1 protein-coding gene is annotated in these 445 nt (G+C 69.9%); it reads right to left on the minus strand.

Translation table 11 applies throughout. The features are described 5' to 3' along the window. Positions 1-416: DUF222 domain-containing protein (locus SBI80_RS28155; protein ID WP_318978439.1), on the minus strand; the 416-nt coding region annotated here is incomplete at its 3' end. Positions 417-445: the final 29 nt, after the last annotated feature.

Raw genomic sequence — 445 nt, forward strand, 5'->3', positions numbered from 1 at the left:
AGGTGGGCGAAGAACCGGCGGATGACCTCGACGTGGCCGGTACCGATCGCTCCGTCGGCCTGCGCGGTGGCGACCTTGGCCAGCACGGGTTCCTGCGGCTCACCCGACAGGGCCACCCGCGGCCCGAGGTCTGCTGCCTCGCCCAGGCGGCGTCGCGCTTCGGCCCCGGAGATGCGCAGCCGTGCGGTCAGGACGTCGCGCAAGGTCCTGGCGCCCAACGCGGTTGGTGAGGCCTCGCGTTGCAGCCGGGCGAGCAGGCGATGGGATTGCGTGGGCAGCTGCCGGTTCAGCGTCTCCAATTCTTGCAGCACCGAGAGGATCTCGGGATGGGTCAGGGTGTCGACGGGCAGGTCGGCGACGGCGTCGTAGGCGGCCCGCATCGCGGCGATCGCCTCGACCACGGCCCCCGAACTCATAGTCGAATACTAGTTCGAACCACCGACAT

Origin of the sequence: Mycolicibacterium sichuanense, assembly GCF_033741125.1 — a bacterium.
In the GTDB taxonomy this organism is placed as follows: Bacteria; Actinomycetota; Actinomycetes; order Mycobacteriales; family Mycobacteriaceae; genus Mycobacterium.